General features: G+C 70.9%; 16 protein-coding genes. 7 read left to right on the top strand and 9 right to left on the bottom strand.

Going from position 1 to position 14,045, the window contains the following annotated elements; genetic code table 11:
* Positions 1 to 16: 16 nt before the first annotated feature.
* The gene (locus DVK07_RS07135; protein WP_121596411.1) at positions 17 to 598 is read right to left on the bottom strand and encodes a hypothetical protein; all 582 of its coding nucleotides are present in this window, start codon (positions 596 to 598) and stop codon (positions 17 to 19) included.
* 149 nt (positions 599 to 747) lie between these two features.
* Between DVK07_RS07135 and DVK07_RS07130 the strand changes: the two genes are divergently transcribed.
* The 4 genes from DVK07_RS07130 (at position 748) to DVK07_RS24185 (ending at position 3,445) form a co-directional block, all read left to right on the top strand.
* A complete protein-coding gene (locus DVK07_RS07130; RefSeq protein ID WP_004597313.1) occupies positions 748 to 1,053 on the top strand; it encodes a 30S ribosomal protein S24e in 306 nt (101 codons plus the stop codon).
* A 9-nt stretch (positions 1,054 to 1,062) separates the two neighbouring features.
* A complete protein-coding gene (locus tag DVK07_RS07125) occupies positions 1,063 to 2,784 on the top strand; it encodes a bifunctional N(6)-L-threonylcarbamoyladenine synthase/serine/threonine protein kinase (protein WP_121596410.1) in 1,722 nt (573 codons plus the stop codon).
* Positions 2,785 to 2,890: 106 nt separating this feature from the next.
* Positions 2,891 to 3,193 (top strand): DUF5808 domain-containing protein, encoded by a 303-nt coding sequence (locus DVK07_RS07120; RefSeq protein ID WP_121596409.1) that lies wholly within the window; start codon positions 2,891 to 2,893, stop codon positions 3,191 to 3,193.
* Positions 3,194 to 3,310: 117 nt separating this feature from the next.
* Complete coding sequence (locus DVK07_RS24185; protein ID WP_008847522.1) at positions 3,311 to 3,445, top strand: hypothetical protein; 135 nt, start codon at positions 3,311 to 3,313, stop codon at positions 3,443 to 3,445.
* On the opposite strand, the gene DVK07_RS07115 is transcribed toward DVK07_RS24185, so the two are convergent.
* The 4 genes from DVK07_RS07115 to pyrH all read right to left on the bottom strand — a co-directional run bounded on the left by DVK07_RS07115 (position 3,429) and on the right by pyrH (position 7,209).
* The gene (locus DVK07_RS07115) at positions 3,429 to 4,337 is read right to left on the bottom strand and encodes a sensor histidine kinase KdpD (protein ID WP_121596408.1); all 909 of its coding nucleotides are present in this window, start codon (positions 4,335 to 4,337) and stop codon (positions 3,429 to 3,431) included. The genes DVK07_RS24185 and DVK07_RS07115 overlap by 17 nt on opposite strands.
* A 98-nt stretch (positions 4,338 to 4,435) precedes the next feature.
* The gene (locus DVK07_RS07110) at positions 4,436 to 4,780 is read right to left on the bottom strand and encodes a hypothetical protein (protein ID WP_121596407.1); all 345 of its coding nucleotides are present in this window, start codon (positions 4,778 to 4,780) and stop codon (positions 4,436 to 4,438) included.
* On the bottom strand, positions 4,781 to 6,493 hold the full coding sequence (lysS, locus tag DVK07_RS07105; protein WP_121596406.1) for a lysine--tRNA ligase: 1,713 nt from the start codon (positions 6,491 to 6,493) through the stop codon (positions 4,781 to 4,783). It lies immediately after the preceding gene.
* Positions 6,490 to 7,209, bottom strand: a complete 720-nt coding sequence (gene pyrH / locus DVK07_RS07100) for a UMP kinase (RefSeq protein ID WP_121596405.1) — start codon at positions 7,207 to 7,209, stop codon at positions 6,490 to 6,492. Before pyrH ends, lysS begins: the two co-directional genes overlap by 4 nt.
* A gap of 132 nt (positions 7,210 to 7,341) precedes the next feature.
* Between pyrH and DVK07_RS07095 the strand changes: the two genes are divergently transcribed.
* From DVK07_RS07095 to DVK07_RS07085, 3 genes are all read left to right on the top strand, one after another.
* The gene (locus tag DVK07_RS07095) at positions 7,342 to 8,229 is read left to right on the top strand and encodes a molybdopterin synthase (protein WP_121596404.1); all 888 of its coding nucleotides are present in this window, start codon (positions 7,342 to 7,344) and stop codon (positions 8,227 to 8,229) included.
* Positions 8,230 to 8,598: 369 nt separating this feature from the next.
* The gene (locus DVK07_RS07090; RefSeq protein WP_004597322.1) at positions 8,599 to 8,859 is read left to right on the top strand and encodes a hypothetical protein; all 261 of its coding nucleotides are present in this window, start codon (positions 8,599 to 8,601) and stop codon (positions 8,857 to 8,859) included.
* A 204-nt stretch (positions 8,860 to 9,063) separates the two neighbouring features.
* Positions 9,064 to 10,212 carry a site-2 protease family protein gene (locus tag DVK07_RS07085; RefSeq protein ID WP_121596403.1) on the top strand — a complete coding sequence of 383 codons (1,149 nt, stop codon included), beginning with the start codon at positions 9,064 to 9,066 and terminating at the stop codon, positions 10,210 to 10,212.
* Positions 10,213 to 10,221: 9 nt separating this feature from the next.
* Here DVK07_RS07085 and DVK07_RS07080 read toward each other — a convergent pair whose 3' ends face one another.
* The 4 genes from DVK07_RS07080 to DVK07_RS07065 all read right to left on the bottom strand — a co-directional run bounded on the left by DVK07_RS07080 (position 10,222) and on the right by DVK07_RS07065 (position 13,909).
* Positions 10,222 to 11,895: an AarF/ABC1/UbiB kinase family protein gene (locus DVK07_RS07080; protein ID WP_121596402.1), complete on the bottom strand. Its 1,674-nt coding sequence runs from the start codon at positions 11,893 to 11,895 to the stop codon at positions 10,222 to 10,224.
* Between the two features lie 3 nt (positions 11,896 to 11,898).
* Entirely contained in the window at positions 11,899 to 12,273 is a 375-nt protein-coding gene (locus tag DVK07_RS07075; RefSeq protein ID WP_121596401.1) for an Hsp20/alpha crystallin family protein, read from the bottom strand.
* Positions 12,274 to 12,355: 82 nt separating this feature from the next.
* The gene (locus tag DVK07_RS07070) at positions 12,356 to 13,048 is read right to left on the bottom strand and encodes a DUF2391 domain-containing protein (protein WP_121596400.1); all 693 of its coding nucleotides are present in this window, start codon (positions 13,046 to 13,048) and stop codon (positions 12,356 to 12,358) included.
* Between the two features lie 90 nt (positions 13,049 to 13,138).
* Entirely contained in the window at positions 13,139 to 13,909 is a 771-nt protein-coding gene (locus tag DVK07_RS07065; RefSeq protein ID WP_121596399.1) for an alpha/beta fold hydrolase, read from the bottom strand.
* Positions 13,910 to 14,045: the final 136 nt, after the last annotated feature.

The following is a 14,045-nucleotide window of genomic DNA, read 5'->3' as shown; positions in this document are numbered from 1 at the left end:
CGCCGGTCGATCGGCGTCACTCGCGGTCGACGACGACGGTGGCCGCGAGGACGGCGAGGCCGACCGCCAGCGCGACGGCGGTCACTAACCGCGGCGTTACCGGGACCGTCGAGAGCGAGAGGTACGGCTCGACGCCGTTTCGTCGGAGCGCGTCGAGCGCCTCGACGCCCCAGTGACCGCTCGCCAGCAGCGAGAGGCCGACGCCGACCCCGAGCCCGCCGGTGACGAACCCGACCCCGGTGAGCGCGTCCTCGACCGCGAGGAGCGTCCAGACCGCGTCGTCCGCGGGCTCGGGACCGCGCGCGAGGCGTCGCTGGAGCGCGGCGAGCCCGAGGCCGGCCCCGCCGGCGGCGACGGTCCCGGCCAGCGCGACGGCCGCGACGCCGAGGGAAGTCGTCGCCGGCGGACCCGCGAAGTTCGCCTCTCGGACGGCCGCGGGGAGGGTCGCGACGAGGGGGGCGGCGAGCGAGCCGAGGAGCGCCAGCGCGCCGCAGACCCGGGCCTTTCGAAGGAGCGGCATCGGGACGATGATGTTGGCCGATCTGGTGAGTTCGTACTCGGAGCGCTCGGTCGGGTCGAATCCGTCGTCGTCGGGCATTCGGGTGGTAACGAAACCCACGGCCCGCAGGACTGAAACACTGACGCCGAACGGGGCGCTCGGTCGACGGTCGGCGGGGAGTTCGGCGGCGACACCCCCGCTTCGAAATCCTTTTACAGCTTTCGAGGGGATATACGCCCAACTGAACCATGGACGTCGATATCATCTCCGAGGAGGAGAACCCGATGCTGCACCGCACGGACATCCGTTTCGAGACGACCCACGAGGAGGCCACCCCCTCGCGGCTCTCCGTCCGCGACTCGCTGGCGGCCAAGCTCGACAAGGACTCCGAGGAGGTCGTCGTCCACGAGCTCGACACGAAGTTCGGCATGCGCAAGACGATCGGCTACGCGAAGGTGTACGACTCCGCGGCCGACGCGCTGGAGGTCGAACAGGACCACATGCTCGAACGCAACAAGATCGGCGGCGACGAGGCGGACGCCGAGGAAGCGTAACCCCGCCGGATGCGAGTTCTCGGCATCGAGGGTACCGCGTGGTGCGCGAGCGCCGCGCTGTACGACGCCGAGACCGACTCCGTTCTCATCGAATCCGACCCCTACGAGCCGGACAGCGGCGGCATTCACCCGCGCGAGGCCGCCGAACACATGTCGGAGGCGATCCCGGAGGTCGTCGACCGCGTCCTGAGCGCGGCCGAGGCGGAACACGGCCCGGACGCGGTCGACGCCGTCGCCTTCTCCCGCGGGCCCGGGCTCGGCCCCTGCCTCCGGATCGTCGGGACCGCGGCGCGATCGCTCGCCGGGACGCTCGACGTCCCCCTCGTCGGCGTCAACCACATGGTGGCGCACCTCGAGATCGGTCGCCATCAGTCCGGCTTCGACAATCCCGTCTGCCTGAACGCCTCGGGTGCGAACGCGCACCTGCTCGGCTACCACGACGGGCGCTACCGCGTCCTCGGCGAGACGATGGACGCCGGCGTGGGCAACGCGATCGACAAGTTCACGCGCCACGTCGGGTGGAGCCACCCCGGCGGCCCGAAGGTGGAGGCGGCGGCCGCGGAGTTCGCGGCGGCCGCGGGGGGCGGTGAAGGTGACGGGAAGACCGCCGACGCCGACCTCCTCGATCTGCCGTACGTCGTCAAGGGGATGGACTTCTCGTTTTCCGGGATCAGCTCGGCCGCCAACGACGCCGCGGACGACGGGGTCCCCGTCGAGGAGATCTGCTTTTCGCTCCAGGAGCACGCCTTCGCGATGCTGACGGAGGTGTCCGAGCGCGCGCTGTCGCTGACGGGCGCCGACGAGCTCGTGCTGGGCGGCGGCGTCGCGCAGAACGACCGCCTCCGCGAGATGTTGGCGGCGATGTGCGAGGCCCGGGGGGCCGACTTCTTCGCCCCGGAGCCGCGCTTCCTCCGCGACAACGCGGGGATGATCGCCGTGTTGGGTGCGAGGATGGCCGCCGCCGGGGACACGGTTCCGATCGCGGAGTCCGCGGTCGACCCGAACTTCCGGCCGGATCAGGTGCCGGTGACGTGGCGAGAGGGAGAGTCGGTCGCGCGGGGAGGCGGGGGCGACGCGTCCGGCAGTGCGGCGCGCGACCCGGACGCGGACCGCCGCGGCGCGGAGGCGACCGTGACGTTCGAGGGGACGGGCGGCGACCGCCGCGTGATCAAGCGGCGGGTCGAGAAGTCGTATCGCCACCCCGAACTCGACCGGACGCTCAGGCGCGACCGGACCGTCGCGGAGGCGCGGCTGACGAGCGAGGCGCGGCGCGCGGGCGTGCCGACGCCGCTCGTGTCCGACGTCGACCTCGCCAGCGCGACGCTGACGCTCCAGTACGTCGGCGACCGCGACCTCGCGACCGCCCTCGACGAGCGCGCGACGGAAGCGGTCGGGCGGCACCTCGCGCGGCTCCACGGCGCGGGGATCGTCCACGGCGACCCGACGACGCGGAACGTGCGCGTGTCCCCCGACGGCGTCGAGGGGCGGGTAGAGAGCGGCGACTCCGCCCCCGCGCCGGAGACGTACCTCATCGACTTCGGGCTCGGCTACCACACGGGTCACGTCGAGGACCACGCGATGGACCTCCACGTGTTCGAGGGGTCGATCCGGGTGACCGCGACGGACCCGGACCCGCTGATCGCGGCGTTCGAATCGGGGTACGAGGCGGTCGGAGACGGCGAGGTCCTCGAACGGCTTCGCGACGTGGCGGACCGCGGCCGGTATCGCTGAGGGTCTCCGGCGCCGCCGGCTGCGGCGTCGGCGCGGCTGCGCTCCCCGCCGCGATCGGCGTCCGATGGCGCCACGATTTATGGTGCCAGCGGATAGAGTACCGGGCATGGGAGACAAACCGTCGTCGGGAGAGATTCTCGGAATCCCGTACAACTTCGAGCGCCCGAGCCTCGGGCGCCTGCTTTCGTCGTACTGGCAGCCCGGCAAGGGGATGCTCGTCGAGAAGCCGTTCGGCATCGGCTACACGCTGAACCTCGCCAACTGGCGGTCGTGGCTCGTCCTCGCCGTCGCCGGCGGGCTCTACTACCAGCAGCAGCAGTCGGTCGGGGCCGATCCGTCCGGCGGTGCCGACGAGGACGCCGCGGACGACGGGGACGGCCCCGTCGAAGTGATCGTCGACGACGACTGACGCCGAGCGCGGCCCCTGACCGAGGGAACGGCGTGCGGCGCGGTACCGCGATCGCCGGTTTTCACCGTTGATTCCGCATCGGTTTCTTTTAAATACCAGCAGCGCGCAGAACGGATAATGAAAGTCCAGTTCGAGTGCTCCTGTTCGGAGGAGATCTCCGAGTTCACCCGCGGCGAGGCGAGCCGCGGGGTCCACGTCGAATGCGGGAACTGCGGCGCGGTGTACGCCGTGACGATCACCGAGCTGGATTAGGCGGCGCCGCGGACTCGAAGCGGAGCCGGACCGTCGTGCCGTCGTCGGTCGCTTCGAACCGGACGGTCCCCCCCTGCGTCTCGCACATCCACTTGACGAGCCACAGCCCGATGCTGCTCGCGTGCGAGAGCGGCGTCTCCTCTTCGGCCTGTAACACCGCGCGCTCGTCTGGCGGGATCCCCGGCCCGTTGTCGGTGACCTCCAAGCAGGTGGTGGTCCCGTTCTCGCGGATCGTCGCCGCCACGCGCCGCGTCGCGCCGTCGTTGTGGGTGACCGCGTTCTCGAACACCTCGCGGATCGGGAACTCGACGGAATCGTCCGCGCGGATCCACGCCTCGGACGGGGTTTCGACCGTGACCGCGGTGCCGTCGTCGTCGAGGACCCCGATCGCCTCGTGAACCGCGTCGACGAGGTTAACGCGGCCGTCCGGCCGCTCGGGCGACGCGTCCTCGATCACCCGGAGCTTCTCGCTGATCGCGATGACGTCGTCGGTCGTCTGCCGGATCGTCTCCAGGCACTCCTGGCCCCGCTCGTCGTCGACCCGGTCGGCCAGCAGGTCGGTGTACCCCTGAATCACGTTGAGGTCGTTGCGGACGTTGTGTCGGAACACCCGGCTCAGCACCTGTAGCTGCTGGTTGGACGTTTCGAGGTCCCGTCTGGCGGTCTCCGCCCGCCGCCGGTGGTGCGTGACCGCGCCGTAGAGGAGTCCGCCGGACCCGGCGACGAGCAGGAAGTCCCCGACGAGTCGCGTCGGCGCCCACCCTCCCGCGGTCCCGTTCGCCGACGCGACCGCGAGGTGAACCGCGACCGCGAACAGCGCTCCGAGACAGAGGTACGCCGCCGTGAGAGCGGCCGCAGACCGCCCGTATATCAGTTCCGGATTAAACTTCATTTATATTTAACTTGTACTCGCCGAATTTTCTTCGCGAGCAACTCCTCGACGGCCGTCGGCTTAAATTTTGACCGTCGCGTCCGATCGCAGAAAGCGGGTCACCACGACGCGCAGTCGGCGCAGACGAAGTCGTCCTCGTCGCGCCAGCGGCGCTCGACCGGCTCGCCGCAGCGGTCGCACGCCGCGCCGTCCGCGTGCCACGTCGAGGTGGCGGCCGCGGGGTCGACGGCGGCCGGGTCGGCGACATCGCTCGGACCGCTCGGTGGGTCCGAGTTCACGTCGTCCGAGGCGGAATCGTCGGCGGCGTCCGCGGCGTCGTCCGCGGCGTTGGGGCCCTCCGCGGCGTCGGAATCGGCGTCCACGGCCTCCGCAGCGTCCACGGCGTCGGAATCGGCGTCCCCGTCACCGGGGGCGAACTCGTCGAGCGAGCGGTCCTCGGGCATCTACGCCTCCCGGCGGAGCCGGTCGACGACGTAGTCGCGCTCCAGTTCGCCCAGGAACTCCCCGAGCCGCGGCCCCTGCGTGTCGTCGAAGAAGAGGCGGTAGCCCGCCGCGAAGAAGTCGCTCACCTCGACGCCGTGGTCGCGGGCGGTTTCGTACATCGCCCCCTGGATCGCCTCGCCGTCGTGGCCGGCCGCGACGAAGTCGGCGAGGTCGTCGAGCGCGGCCGCGACGTCCTCGTCGAACTCGACCGCGGGGAGGTCGGTCTGGAGGCGGTAGTCGTACTCGTTTTCGGTCCGCTCGGCCCAGTTCCGGGCCTGCTCCACGCGGGCGAGCGCGGCGTCGACCGCGTCGTCGGCGGCGTCGTCCGGGATGTGCCCCTCGTCGCGGGCGAGCCGCTCGCGGAAGTCGGGGTCGTCGACCATCCCGAGTACCGCCGCGAACGTGTACGGGAGCCGGATCGGCTTCTCAGTCGGCGGGTCGTCCGGTCGCCCGACGACGAACGGGTAGGCGCGCTCGGCGAAGGCGGTGAGGTCCGGGTCGTCGACCTCGCCGAAGTAGGCGCGCTCGAACCGGTCGAAGCGGTCGACGAGCTGGTCGAGGCGCTCGACGTCGAGGTCGCGGGCCTTCTTCGGGTGGAGCGCGAAGAAGTAGCGCAGCACCTCGGGCTCGATGAGCTCAAGCAGCTCCTGGACCGTGACGACGTTCCCCTCCGAGGAGGAGAACGCCTCGCCGTTGAGCGTGAACCACTCGTACACCATCGGCACGGGCGGCTCCTCGCCGAAGACGTTCCGCGCGACGTCGACCCCGGAGGGCCACGACCCCTCCGCGTGGTCCTTCCCGAACGGCTCGAAGTCGACGCCGAGGACGCCCCACTGAGCGGGCCACTCTAACCGCCACGGGAGCTTCCCCTCGCGGAACGTCGCGGTGCCCTCGTGGCCGCACCCCTCGATGGTGTTGCCGCCGGCGTCCATGTCGGTACAGACGTAGTCGACGGTCTCCGCGTCGAGGTCGATTCCCGTCACCGTCTCCGTGACCTTCCCGCACGCCTCGCAGACGGGGTTGAACGGAACGTACTCGTCGTCGACCTTGTCCTGATACGGCGAGAGCACCTCGCGGACGCGCTCGACGTCGCCGAGGACCGTCCGGACCGCGTCGTCGAACGTCCCGTCGGCGTACAGCTCGGTGTTCGAGAGCATCTCGACGGGGACGTTCAGGCGGTCGGCGTCGGCCTTCAGCAGGCCCGCGAAGTGGGCCGCGTACGACTCGGCCTCGCCGAACGGGTCCGGGATCGACGTGTACGGCTTCCCGAGGTTGCGGCCGAGCGCGCCCGCGTCGACCTCGCCGAGGCCGACGATCTCGCCGTCCGCGTTCGCTAACTTGCGCGGCACCTTCCGCAGCGGGTCCTTGTCGTCGGAGGTGAACACCTGCCGCACCTCGTGGCCGCGGTCGCGCAGCACCTCGGCGACGAAGTAGCCGCGCATGATCTCGTTGAAGTTGCCGAGGTGCGCGACGCCCGAGGGAGAGACGCCGCCCTTGATCACGATCGGCTCGTCGGGGTCGCGCGCCTCGACCTCGTCGGCGACGACGTCGGCCCAGAAGGCGTGGAAGCCGTCGCCCTCGCGGTCGGCGGGGACGGCCCCGGCTTCTCCCCCCTCCTCGCCGGAGGCCGACTGTTCGGAGAGGATGTGCGGGGAGTCGTCGTCCGCGCTCATCGCTCCCCCGTCCAGTAGCTCGGTTCGCCGCCGTCGTCGGGAACGATGTCGGTCCCGGTGTGGTCGCCGCGCAACACGGCGTCGACGACGGCGGTCGGGTCTGTTCCGTCGAGGACGATCGACCGGATGCCGGCCCGGTCGATCAGCTTCGCGGCGAGCAGGTCGACGGGCGCCGAGGCGCCGGCGTCGCGGCTCATCGGGAGGACGATATCCACCAGCTCCGCGGGCGACAGCTCCGCGAACTGGGCCGCGTCGGGGTCGGTGTTGGGGTCGGCGTCGTACACCCCGTCGGCGCTCGTGGCGTACACGAGCAGGTCGGCGTCGACCGACTCGGCGAACGCGGCCGCGACCGCGTCGGTGGTCTGTCCGGGCGTGACCCCGCCCATCACCGCGACCTCGCCGCGGCGGAGCGCGGCGCCCGCCTCGTCGTAGTCGGTCGCGGGCGCGAGGTTCGCGCGGTCGCCGAGCGCGGCGATCAGCAGCCGGGCGTTGAGCCGGGTCGTCCCGATGCCGAGTCGGTCGAGCTCGACCTCGTTGGCCCCGATCTCGCGGGCCGTCTCGATGTACTCGCGGGCGACGCCGCCGCCGCCGACGACGACCCCGACCTCGCAGCCGTCGGCCGCCAGCCGTTCGATCGCCTCGGCGTAGGCGGCCACGCGCTCGGGGTCGAGGTCCGGCGCGAGCACGCTCCCGCCGACAGAAACGACGACTCTCATTGGCGACGAGTACCCCTGTCGCGGTCTTAAGGATTGTCAAGCCCGGACGCGGCGGCCTCGGTACGGGGTCGCGGATCCGCGTCGGCGGGTCGACCGGGAAACGCCTAAGCCGGTCGCGGCCCGCTCTCGGGTATGCGACCGATATCGATCGTCGGCGACGGGGCCCCGGCGCTGGCCCGGCGGCTCGCGGCGCGGCTCGACGGGCGGGTCGCCGTCGTGGAACGCGACGACGACCGGCACGGAGAGGGCCCGAGCGAACCGGATCCGGCCGAACCGGACCGGGGCGACCCGGCCGCCGACGGCGGGATCGTCGACGGCGAGGGTACCGCCCTCGAACGACGACCCGACGCCGACACAGCGATCGCGTTCGACGCGGACGGGAACTGGCGCGGGCGGGGGCACGTCGAGGGGTTCGACGACCTGCTCGACGGGCTCGCCCCCGACCACGACTACCTGGTGGCGGTCGGCGAGTCGCGGCTGCGCGTGCCCGCGGTCCTCCTCGGCGCCGACCCGGATCCCGAGAGCGTGCCGGGAACGGTCCTCGCGACCGCGGACGGGCCCGACGAGGTCGACCTCGACGGGTTCGTCGCCGACCTCGACGCGGCCGAGCCGTGGATCACCCGCGAGACGCTGGTGGACCGCGTCGAGGCGTCTGCGGACGCCGACCGGTCGGGCGCGATCGCGACGTTCACCGGACGGGTCCGCGCCCGCGACGCCCCGGACGACGACCGGACGACGCACCTCGCGTTCGAGAAGTACGAGGGGGTCGCGGCGGAACGGATGGACGCCATCGCCGACGAACTCGCGGAGCGCGACGGCGTCTTCGACGTGCGGATGCACCACCGCACGGGCGTGATCGAGGCGGGCGAGGACATCGTGTTCGTCGTCGTCCTCGCCGGGCACCGCCGGGAGGCGTTCCGGACGGTCGAGGACGGGATCGACCGGCTGAAAGACGAGGTGCCGATATTCAAGAAGGAGGCGACGGAGTCGGAGACGTTCTGGGTCCACCGGCGGGACTGACCGGCCCGCGAAGGGAGTTCGAGTCGGCGCGCCGAGGGGATTCGGACCCCGGATCGCGACCGCGGACGGCCCGAGAGAGGAGGCGCGCGAGGCGCGCGCCGGCGCTCCGAGACGGTGTTATCCGGATTACTTTGCCGCTAATTGGCCGGCAAACGCGGCGGGGACGGGTGACTCGTTTACCGAGTGGTCAGCAGCAGAAACACACTCAGATTCGATTATAAAATGTCTACAGCGTTTTAGAACCGTTATAAAGAGTCCGTCAGACACGTTTTAGCTCGGTAGGGTCGGTGAAACGCCCTGAAACCCCCTGAACGTCGCCCAACGGTGTCGCCTTTATAACACCCTCCGGCGGCAAGCGTGGGGTGTACCATGAGCGCGACAGCGAACCCCTCCACGAACGCGAGCGCGAACGACGACCGCAGCAAGGAAGAGCGGCTGAAGCAGTACCTGCTCGACCGCGCGCAGGACGGCGAGATGTACTTCAAAGGAAAGTTCATCTCCGAGGACGTCGACCTCTCGCCGAAGGAGATCGGCGCCCTGATGGTGAAGCTCCGCGACTCCGCGACGGAGCTCACCGTCGAGAAGTGGTCGTACACGGGCGCGACGACCTGGCGCGTCGAGCCCGCCTGAGGGCCTCGTTCCGTCGACCGACGCTCGCAGCACCGCCCCCGACACGCACCGCCGCACCGGATCCCGCGGTTCGGTCCCCGACTCGCGCTTTCTGACCGCGCACGCGTCCGCTTCACGAACCGAGCGGACGACCGGTCCCCCCGTTTCCGGTTCGCTCGCCCGCCGACGCGGGGTTTATACTCGCCGACCAGTTACGACGAGGCGATGTCAGAACACGAGGACGCGGCGGCGGCCGGCGACGGCGCGCCGCGTCCGGAGCCCCTCCGGACGTTCTTCCGGATCGACGAGGTCCGCCGCGAGGACGGCCGCGTGCGGTACCGCGGCGAGTCGTACGTCCCGGAGCGGACGCTACTGCGGAAGCTGACCCCGCACTTCCGGGAGGCGGGCTACGAGGTCGACGTCGAGGTCGTCGAGGGCGGCCACGTCGTCGTCGCGACCCCGTTCGACCGCGGCCGCGACGGGATCCCCTGGGTGAACGTCGCCATGTTCGCCGCCACGATACTGTCGACGCTGTTCGTCGGCGCGTACGGCTGGTACTACGTGCCGCTCGCGGAGATCCAGTCGAACCCCCTCTCGCTGCTTCAGGCGTGGCCGTTCACCGCGGCCGTTCTCGGCGTCCTGATGACCCACGAGCTCGGTCACTACGCCGCCGGGCGCTACCACGGCGTCCCCGTCTCGCTCCCGTACGTCATCCCCTTCATCTTCCCGTTCGGCACGCTCGGGGCGGTGATCCGCATTCGCGGACGGATGCCCTCGCGGAAGGTCCTCTTCGACATCGGCGCCGCCGGACCGATCGCGGGGCTGGTCGCGACGGTCGTCGTGACCGCCGTCGGCCTCTCCTTGGACCCGATTCAGGTGCCGGCGGAGCTCGCGAGCTCGTCCGGCTCGGTGATCCGGTTCAACAACCCGCCGCTGTTGGACCTCATCGCCGGTGTCCTCGGCCAGCCGACGAGCTACGGCGACCCGCGGCTCACCGCCCACCCGGTCGTGATCGGCGGCTGGGTCGGGATGTTCTTCACCCTCCTGAACCTCCTCCCGGTGGGCCAGCTCGACGGCGGCCACATGGTCCGGGCGATGCTCGGGCCGCGACAGGAGACGGTGGCGGCGCTCGTCCCCGGCGCGCTGTTCGGGATCGCCGCGTACCTCCACTTCTGGCGGGGGCTCGGACTGAACGAGTCGGTCGGCCTGTGGGCGTTCTGGGGCGTGTTCGCGACGGTGATCGCGTTCAACGGCCCGGCCGACCCGACGGACGAGGACGGCGTGGGGCTCCCGCGGCTCGCGGTCGGCCTCGCCACGTTCGCCGTCGGCGCGCTCTGCTTCCTCCTCGTGCCGATTCAGGTCGTCGGCGCGTGACGCCGCGAGTCAGTCGTCGCGCCGGTTCTTCATCCCCTGCCTGGTGAACTGGGGCGTGGTCCGGAGCCCGCGCTTCTTCCGGAACGACCGGTACAGGGCGATCGCGAGCGGCGCGGCCAAGGCGAGGACGACGAGCGCGAGCCGCCAGTTCTCCGCGAACGAGTAGAGGATCGTCGCCGAGAGGACGCCGACGGCGAGCAGCACCGAGTAGGCGATCCGCATCGCCAGCTTCTCTAAGACGTTCGTGTCGTCCTCCAGCACGACGTTGACCGTCAGGTCGTCGCGGTTGGCGCGGTCGAGGAACTCGTCGGCCTTCGGCGGCACCGTGAACAGCGCCTCGGTGGTCTTTTGCACCTGCCGGCCGGCGTCCTCGGCGAGGTCTCGGGCGGTCTGCTCGTAGTACCCCTCCTCGCGGAGGTAGTCGGTCGCCGTCGAGATGAAGTCGAACTCGGGGTCCAAGGTGACGCAGACGCCCTCGACGACGGTGGCGACGCGGAGGACCAAGGCGAGGTTCGGCGGCAGTCGGAGGGGGAACTCGTAGATGGTCGACTCCACCTGCTCGATGATCTGGTTCACCTGGTACTGCTCGATGTCCTCGCCGCTGGCGTCGGCGATGGCCAACTCCATCACGTTGCCCATCACCTCGCGGTCGGCCTCCGGCGAGAGCGTCCCCATCGAGATCAGCGTGTCGAGGATTGCGTCGATGTCCTGGCGCGCGACCGCGACGTAGAACTCGACGATCTTCTCCTGGACGAACGGGTCGACCCGGCCCGCCATCCCGAAGTCGTAGAAGATCACGGCGCCGTCGTCCGCGACCGCGAGGTTCCCCGGGTGGGGGTCGGCGTGGAACACGCCGTCCTCGATTATCATCTGGAGGTACACCTCCTGGAGCGTCTCCGCGATCTGCGTCCGGTCGTGTCCCCCCTCGTCGAGCGCGTCGATGTCGCTGATCTTCGTCCCCGGAACGTACTCCATCGTGAGCACGCGGGGGCCGGAGACCGCCTCGTACGTCTCCGGGATCCGGATCTGATCGTTGTCCGCGAAGTTCCCGCGGATCTCCTCGAGCATCGTCCGCTCGCGCTCGTAGTCCATCTCCTCGCGGATCGTCTTGGCGAACTCGTCGGCGAGGTTCTCCAAGGAGAACGCCCGGCCGGCGCCGGTGAACCGCTTGACGAGCGGGATCGACCAGCGGATCGTCCGGAGGTCGGCCTCGACGAGCGACTCGATGCCGGGGCGGCGCACCTTCACGGCCACGTCGTCGCCCTCGTAGGTGGCGGTGTACACCTGCCCGAGGCTCGCACCGCTTATCGGGTCGCGGTCGAAGTCGTCGAACGTCTCGTCGACCGGGCCGAACTCGTCTTCGAGGACGACCTTCGACTCCTCCCACGGCGCGGGGGGCACGTCGTCCTGGAGCCCCTCCAGCACCTCGATGTACGCGGGCGGGAGGATGTCCGGCCGCGTCGAGAGGATCTGCCCGAGCTTGATGAACGTCGGGCCGAGCGTGAGCAGGATGTCGAGCAGCACCGCGGCGCGCTCGCGCTGCGTCTCGGTGTCGACCTCGCGGCTCCCGCCGAACAGGAAGTACCGCCGGCTGTCACGCCAGTAGGCGATGATGAGCGGCGAGAACTGCCGCAGGACGACGACGAACCGCCAGTAGGCGCGAAGGTTGACCAGCGTGACCACCCGTCAGGCGTCGCCCTCGTCGTCCGCGTCGTCGACGGGGATGGTCCTGGAGACCTCCCGCTCCCGCTTCGGCAGCGAGATCTCGAGGACGCCGCGGTCGATCTCGGCGTCCGCGCCCGCGCCGTCGGCGTCGCTCGGGAGGGGGAGCTCCGCGTCGAGGAACAGCGGGCGGTCCTCGCGGACGTACTCGAACCCGTCGGGAACCGCCTTCTCGCGGCGCCCCTCGATGTCGATGCGCCCGTCTTCGACGAGCACCTCGGTGGTCTCGGCGGTCGCGCCCGGGAGGTCGACGACGAGGACGTACCCCTCGTCCGACTCGAGTAAGTCCGCAAACACCGCGTCCGGGAGGTCCCGGAGCGCGTCGCGTAGCGCTGACATGGACACAGGTAGGGTCGCCGCGGCGAAAAAGCTGTGGAAAGGGCGGATCGGGTCTCCGGCTTCGAGTCGGTCGATCGCCCGCTCAGTCGTCGCCGATGTCGAGGTCGAACTTGCCGAGGTCCTCGCCCTGCGACTCGCCCGGGAGGATGTCGCCCAGCCCGGCGCCGAACGCCGCCGCGGCCCAGACGACCGCGATCCGACCGACCCGTTCGACCGCGGTGGGGTCGCCCTCGTGAAGCCGGCCCCAGAACAGCAGCATGGTCGCCGACGTGGTCAGCGAGACGAGGAGGACGCCGGCGTACCGCCGGGGGATGAGGCCGAAGATCGGGTGTCGGATCGCGATCTGCCGGAAGTCGGCGAAGTAGAGGAGCCCGGCGGTCGCGAGGAAGATGAACCCGACGTGGCCGATCAACAGGACCGGGACGCCGGCGACGGTCGTCGCCGCGAACCAGGCCGCGATCTCGAAGACGCCCCCCTCGACGAGCAGCGGGAGCGCGAACAGCACCGCCCCCACGAACGACTCGGCCAAGTCACGGGAGGTGTACTTGGTGATCCGCTCGGCGAGCGCGCCGGTCCCGGGCATCCGCTCGACGAGCGAGATGGTCTGTCTGACCTTCTCGCGCTCGTGTTCCTCGTCGACGGCGTCGCGCAGCGCGTCGAGTTTCGCGAGCAGGTCCTCGATGTCGGGGTCGCCGGGCGCGTTCGCCGCGGCGGCCCGCTCCTCCGAGTCGCCGGCCCGACCCGCGTCCGCGTCTCGTTCGTCGCTGTCGACCATGTGACCCCGCGACGCGCGAGCGACCTAAAAGGGTGCCTGCGCGGCCGCCGCGGCTCGACCGGCTTCGGGCCGGTCGCCGCGGTCGGAGACCTACAGGCGGTCGAGGAACGCCGCGAGCGCCTCGTTGAACGCGGCCGGCCGTTCGAGCATCGCGAGGTGGGCGGCGTCCGGGATCTCGGTCCACTCCGCGTCCGGGATCTCCTCGGCGAGGTACTCGTGGTACGCGGGCGGCGTGAGCCCGTCGTGCGCGCCGACGAGCGCGAGCGCCGGGACGTCGACCGCGTCGAGGCGGTCCCGGACGTCGAAGCGGTGGCACGTCAGGAAGTCGCGTTCGGTGACTTCCCGGCCGCACGCGCGCATGGCCGCCTCCGAGAGATCGACGTACTCGACGGGCGCGTCGTGAAAGAGCCGGTCCGGCTCGTGGAGCAGCGAGACCGCGCGTTCGAAGTCGCTCGCGAGCGCGTCGCGGAGGGGCTCGGCCACCGCGAGCTTCGCGCCCGTGCCCGCGAGGACGAGGCCGTCGAGCGCGAGGTCGCGCTCCACGGCGACCCACAGCGCGACCGCGCCGCCGAGCGAGTTCCCGCAGAGGACGGTCGCGTCGGTCGCCTCCGCGACCGCGACGACGTCGTCGGCGTACGCGTCGAGCGCCTCGCGTCCCGCGGGGGTCCCGACGTCGTCGCTGTCGCCGTGCCCCGAGAGGTCGACGGCGACGCCGGGGAACCGGTCGGCGATGCGCGCCTGCGACTTCCAGACGTCCTTCGTGCCGCCGCTGCCGTGGACGAAACAGACCGTCGGTCCGTCGCCGCCGCGGTCGAAGCGGCGGTACGCCGTCTCCCGGCCGTCGTGGGTGACCCGTTCCATGGCCGGCGGTTCGGCGCCGAGCGGTATAAACGCCCGAGGGGTCGGACCGCGGTCGGCGCTCCGCGATCCGAACCGGGAGACGGGCCCGCGATCCGAACCGGGAGACACGACGCGGCGCCGACCGCCGGACGGCGAC

Source organism: Halorubrum sp. Atlit-26R (assembly GCF_003666015.1).
Taxonomy (GTDB): Archaea; Halobacteriota; Halobacteria; order Halobacteriales; family Haloferacaceae; genus Halorubrum.
The sequence above is the reverse complement of the archived record's forward strand: the minus strand, read 5'-3'. Positions and strand labels throughout refer to the sequence as shown.